This is a genomic window from Streptomyces noursei (assembly GCF_001646665.1).
GTDB classification, from domain to species: domain Bacteria; phylum Actinomycetota; class Actinomycetes; order Streptomycetales; family Streptomycetaceae; genus Streptomyces; species Streptomyces lavendulocolor.
This window is the reverse complement of sequence record NZ_LWBU01000276.1, coordinates 1-249: the sequence shown is the minus strand read 5'-3', so window position 1 is coordinate 249 and position 249 is coordinate 1. Positions and strand designations below refer to the sequence as shown.

Genomic DNA, 249 nt, shown 5'->3' with positions numbered 1-249 from the left:
CTCCGGGCGCCCCGGGCCGGGGGCGGCCGCCCGGGCCCGGGGGCGGGTGCGGCCGGGCGAGGAGCGCGGGGGTCCCAGCCGGTACGCGGCGGGGGGTGCCCAGCGACACCGCCCCCAGGGTGAGGAAGCGGAGCGGCACGGCCCAGACGGGGGGCCGCGCCATCAGGGTGTGCGGCCCCCCCCCCGGTGCGAGCCCCGCACGGGTCGCCACCACGGCGGTGAGCGCCCCCCCGCCGCCCGCCACCAGGC

The 249-nt window shown here is 85.5% G+C and carries 1 pseudogene; it reads right to left on the bottom strand.

Features of this window, described 5'->3' with window-relative positions:
- A pseudogene (locus A4V12_RS38915) lies at positions 1-249 on the bottom strand (cation acetate symporter); the annotation flags it as partial.